The sequence below is a fragment of the Desertimonas flava genome (assembly GCF_003426815.1).
In the GTDB taxonomy this organism is placed as follows: domain Bacteria; phylum Actinomycetota; class Acidimicrobiia; order Acidimicrobiales; family Ilumatobacteraceae; genus Desertimonas; species Desertimonas flava.
In genome coordinates, this window is the sequence record NZ_QKYK01000065.1 from 1 (window position 1) to 5269 (window position 5269).

3 protein-coding genes and 1 pseudogene are annotated in these 5269 nt (G+C 73.9%); all 4 read left to right on the plus strand.

The genetic code is table 11. From position 1 onward, the window contains the following. The first annotated feature begins 270 nt into the window (after positions 1 to 270). The gene (locus DN771_RS28930; RefSeq protein ID WP_117001068.1) at positions 271 to 774 is read left to right on the plus strand and encodes a class I SAM-dependent methyltransferase; all 504 of its coding nucleotides are present in this window, start codon (positions 271 to 273) and stop codon (positions 772 to 774) included. An 8-nt stretch (positions 775 to 782) separates the two neighbouring features. Next, positions 783 to 3719, plus strand: coding sequence for an ATP-binding protein (locus DN771_RS28935; protein ID WP_162942544.1), 2937 nt, complete (start codon positions 783 to 785; stop codon positions 3717 to 3719). Between the two features lie 175 nt (positions 3720 to 3894). Further along, a complete protein-coding gene (locus DN771_RS28940; protein WP_117001070.1) occupies positions 3895 to 4773 on the plus strand; it encodes a hypothetical protein in 879 nt (292 codons plus the stop codon). A gap of 210 nt (positions 4774 to 4983) precedes the next feature. Continuing rightward, positions 4984 to 5269: pseudogene (locus DN771_RS28945) on the plus strand (hypothetical protein); the annotation flags it as partial.

The following is a 5269-nucleotide window of genomic DNA, read 5'->3' on the forward strand; positions in this document are numbered from 1 at the left end:
AGCGAACACCTTCATCGACAGCACCTCTCCGGCCATGAGGCATCCTCGCCCCAGACCACCTCAGGTGTTACCGATGCTGCGCGACATCCATGTGTCACCGATGTCCCGAGATCGGACAACGACGCTCAGCGTCACGCAACGTGCCCAGAAGCTGGGATCCGGCCAAATGAGGCGTGCGCCGGAGGCGACTAAGGCAACGCCCGATGCGCCCGCGCCGGCGTTCCGTCACGATCGATCCGACAGGTACCAGCGGTGGCAAGGGAGAGATCGATGGACGATCGTGGCGGCACGCCGTTGCGAGCAGAACGTGGCGGCCCGACCGAGGTGTGCTCGGTGGAGGTGTGCTCGATCGAGGTGGGCTCGATCTTCGACCTGCTCGGACCGATCGCCGGCGCGCGCCTGCTCGAGGTGGGCGGCGGCGCCGGCCTCCATCTCAGCGAGGCCGCGTCGCGAGGCGCCATCACCTGGGGTGTCGACCCGTCGGCCGACGTGCTCCGTGCGGCCCGAAGCGAGGCACCCGACGCCGACCTCCGGCTCGGCAGCCCGTCGAGCCTGCCGTTCGACAGCGCCAGCTTCGACATCGTCTGTGCGTTCGGCGAGATCGGGGCGGCGCTCACCGAACTGATCCGGGTCTGCCGACCGGGGGGCCGGCTGGCCCTCGCCGGCTCCTCGTTCCGCTGCCTCTGCGGGAGCGACGCCACAGGCCTCGATCGTCACGGAACGCCCGATTATCCGGCGACGCTGCTCACGGGGGTCGCGATACTGGTGCGGTGATGCGGAGGGTGACGTCCCCCGTGCTCGTGGGTCGCCGCGACGAGATCGACGAGCTGCTGTCCGCCGTCACCGCCGCGCCACCGCACGGAGGCCTGTTGCTCGTCGAAGGGGAGGCCGGCATCGGCAAGTCGCGCCTGGTCGGCGAGCTCAGCGCCCGCGCCACGGACGCCGGAGCCGTCGTGCTGACCGGTGCCTGCCTGCCGTTCGCCGACGCCGTCCCCTACGCCGCCCTCGCCCCGATCGTCGCCTTGCTCGGCGAGGGCAATGACGAGGGCGACCGCGCACCGCCCGGTGACACCGGCGATCGTCTGCGGTTCTTCGGCTGGTTCGCCGACCGTCTCAACCGTCTCGCCACCGCGCAGCCCGTCGTCGTGATCGTCGAGGATCTCCACTGGGCCGACGAGTCCACCGGCGATCTCCTGCTGTACGTCTCCAACGCTGTGCAGGCCTCGCCGGTCACGATCGTCGCCACGAGGCGCCCGGTCGGCCCCGAGCGCTCGAGCGGCCTGGCCGTCGCCCTGGGCGAGCTCGTGCGATCAGGCCGGGTCCGCCACCTCGTCCTCGCCCCGCTCGGCGACGACGAGGTGTCCGACCTGATCGAGCGCATCCTCGGCATCGAGCCGTCGGCCGGGCTCGTCGCCAGGGTGACCGAGCGCGCCGACGGCAACCCGTTCTTCGTCGAGGAGTTGGTGGCCGCCGGCGGCGGTGACGACCTGCCGACGACGGTGGGCGACGTCATCCTCCAGCGCGTGGCCCGCGTCGACCCCCCGACGCGCGAGCTCCTCCGCGTGGCCGCCGTCATCGGCCGCCGCACCAGCTACGCCCTCCTCCGCGAGGTGGCCGGGACCGACGGGCTGGCCACCGACGCCGCCCTCCGTGACGCCGTCGGGCACCAGCTGCTGGTGGCCACGGGCGACCGGTACGCCTTCCGCCACGCTCTCGGCCACGAGGCGGTGTACGGCGACCTCCTCCCCGGCGAGCGCGCCGCGCTGCACGAGCGCGTGGCCGAGGTCCTCAGCGAACGACCCGAGCTCGCCCTCGGCGGTCCCTCGGCGATGGCCGCCGGCGAGCTGGCCCATCACTGGCACGCCGCCGGCCGCCTTCCCGAGTCGCTGACCACCTCGGTGGCCGCGGCGCGGGCGGCCGACGCGGCCAACGCGCCGGTCGAGGCCCAGGTGCACTACCGCCGGGCGATCGAGCTGTGGTCGCGGGTCCCCGGCGCAGCGGCCATGGCCGGCATCGAGCGCGCCGACCTCCTCGAGCGGGCCGCCGAATCGGCCTCCCTCGCCGGCAGCAACCACGGCGCCGTCCAGCTCGTCGACCTGCTCCTCGCCGAACTCGGTCCCGACCTCGATCCGGACCGTCTGGCGCGCATCACGAATCGCCGCTCGCTCTACCGCTGGCATGCCGGCGACGTCGCCTCAGCAGGGTGGGGGCCCCTGTCGGGTGGGACCGACGGCGACTCGGCGATGACGCTGGCCGCCGCCGCCCGTCAGTGTGGGCTCGCCCACCAGGCCGCCCTCGACCTCCACTACCTCGACGGTCTCGCCCTCGCCCGTGACGCCGTCGTGGCCGCCGGCGCGGCGGGTGGCATCGCCGAGATGAGCTACGCCCTGCACGTGCTGGGATCGATCGAGGCCCACATCGGGCGCTACGACGACGGCATCGCCCACCTGCACCGGTCGCTCGAGCTGGCCCGCGAGGGCGGAGACCCGCAGCGTGTGGGCGCGACGTGGCACAACCTCGTCGAGGCATACGTGTTCGCCGGGCGCAACACCGAGGCGGTGGACCTGGCGCAGGGCGCGCTCGACGAGCTCGAGCGGCTCGGTCTGTCCCGGACCTACGTGGTGATGACGTCCGGGCAGCTGACCTTCGCCCTCGTCGCCCTCGGTCGCTGGGCGGACGCCGAGCGGTGCAGCACCACCGCCCTCGCCGGCGAGGTGCACCCGTACTTCGCCCTGCCACTGCGGTACGGACGAGTCAGCCTCCTCACCCGCCGCGGCCAGTTCGCCGAGGCGGCGGCGGTGCTGGCCGAGCTGGTCGGCACGTTCGGGCACTACCCCTTTATGGCCGGCGTCTGCGCCGCCTGGCAGGCCGAGATCGCCATCTGGCAGCGCGACTGGACCGCGGCGCGGGCGGCCCTCGAGCGGGCCGACGCCGTGACCGCGGCCTGCGACGAGGTGATGCTCGAGCTGCGGCTCGCCGCCCTCGCCGCCCGGCTCGAAGCCGACGCCTGGGAGTGGAGCGGCGCGGGTGCGACCGCTCGCGACGTCGAGAGCGTGCGCCGACGGGTCGCCGAGCGCGTCGATCGTGCCGCCGCGTTCCTCGACCGCATCGAGGCGACGGCCGAGTGCTGCTCGTTGCCACTGCGGTCGCTACTGGCGATCGCCAGGGCCGAGCAGTCCCGGCTGGCCGCGCCGGCCGACGGCAGCGGTTGGGATCGCGTCGCCGCCTCGGCCGGCCCCGACGCCTACCTGCGCGCCTACGCCCGCTGGCGCTCGGCCGAGGCGGCGATGGCCGACAACGTCCGTCAGGGGCGGAGCCGGGCCGACGCCGCGCTCCAGGAGGCCGCTCGGCTCGCCGGCGAGCTGGGCGCGGCACCGCTCGCAGCAGCCGTCGCCGACCTCGCCCGCCGGGCCCGGGTGGCGATCGATCAGGCGAGCGTCAACCGCGTCGACCGCGTCGACGGAGCCGACGAGACGGTGGTCGAGGGCGCCGTCGACGAGCTCGCCGGACTCGGGCTGACGGCCCGCGAGGTCGAGGTGCTCCGGCTGCTGGGCGACGGGCTGTCGAACCGGGAGATCGGCGACGCCCTGTTCATCAGCGCCAAGACGGCCAGCGTGCACGTGACCCACATCCTGCAGAAGCTCAACGTGTCGACGCGCGTGCAGGCCGCCGTGGCGGCCAGCCGGCTCGCTCCGGTCGACGCCGCCACGCCGAACTGACCGCGACGGCCGCTCCGGTCCGCTCCGGTCCGCTCCGGTCCGCTCCGAGGGTGGGTCGCGTCGGTGAGGGCGAGGCATCGAATAAGGCATTGCCGGATGTGTCCCGGATGGCTCACGGCGCACCGTGGACCCGTGACCTGCCGCACCCTGGCGGGCCGACCACGAGGAGAGTCCCATGTTCATCCGCACCCGTTCCGCCACCCGCCACCCGCTCCGTCGCCTCGGCATCGCCGCCACCGTGGGGGCGACCGCCACGGTGGTCGTCGTTGCCGCCGCGGCCGGCGCCGGAGCCGCTGGTCCACCGTCGTACGAGCCCCCGCTCCCGCCGACCGACCAGTTCCAGCCCTCAGGTGACGACGACGATGCGCCGCCGCCGACGATCTCGATCCCACCCAACATCAGCACCCCCGTCATCCCCCTCCCCGGCGACGACGACGGGCCCGACTACACCGGCCCCGTCATCCCGCTACCCGGCGGCGACGGTCCGGTCTTCACCGGACCCCTCATCCCGCTTCCCGGCGGGGACGAGCCGGACGACACGGGGCCGACCCTGCCGCCCACCGATGACACGACCGCGCCCACCGACCCCGCTCCTGGCCCCGGCGCCACCGATCCCGCCGATCCGGCTCCGGAAACCTCGGCTCCGTTGGGAACGGCGGCTCCGTCGGGCGACGTGTCCCCGTTCCTCCAGATCACGTCGGCCAGCGTCGACTGTGCCGGTGTCCTGCACGTCACCTACGAGACGGGTGCCGTCCCCGAGCCGTCGCCGGAAGGTGAGCACGTGGTGATGTTCAGCCGGAGCAGCGACCCGACAGCCGTCGTCGCCCATCGCATCGCTCCCCGACCGATCAACAGCGTGTTCACGGTGGACATGCAGTCGGCGGCACCAGGCGGCTACCGCGTGTACGTCGTGGCTGACTTCGAGCCGGCCAACCTCGACGGCGTCCTGCTCGCCGACGAGGCCGACGCCGCGGCGCCCGTCGATTGCCCGGCGGCGCCGACCACCACCGGCCTGCCGCCCGGACCGACCAGCGTGGCCCCGACCTCGGGCTGATCGCGGCCGCCGACGACGACTCCTGGTGCTCGAGGGCGGACTGCCGGCACTCGACGGAGCGGTTCGGGTGTGCCAACGTGACAGTTCGATGACATGACCGCCCCCGTCGGTCGAACTACCGTGGTCGTGCCGGGGCGGCGGCGTGGCACCCGCCGCCCGCTCCATTCCCGGCAGTCCGCACCGCAGCCCTCCGCAGCAAGGAGTCATCAGATGACGCACGATCCCCGAAGTGCCGCCCGACGCCATCGACTCCGCCATGTCGCCTGCAGCGGGCTGGTCGCCCTGGCTCTCGGTGCCGGTCTCGCCGCCTGCGGCGGCGATGACGACGACGCCGCCGATGCCACCACTGCGGAGGGGCCAGTCGCCACGCTCACCGGCGACAGCGCCTCGCCGGGCAGCGGCCCGGACGCCGCGCCGACCACGGCGGGCGCCACCACCACTGCGGCCGGAGCCGCCACCACGGCCGCCGGAGGCGCCACGACCGCTGCGGGCGCGG

Coding starts and splice junctions, on each gene's coding strand:
- DN771_RS28930 (WP_117001068.1), top strand. CDS start 271: ATGGACGATCGTGGCGGCACGCCGTTGCGAGCAGAACGTGGCGGCCCG.
- DN771_RS28940 (WP_117001070.1), top strand. CDS start 3,895: ATGTTCATCCGCACCCGTTCCGCCACCCGCCACCCGCTCCGTCGCCTC.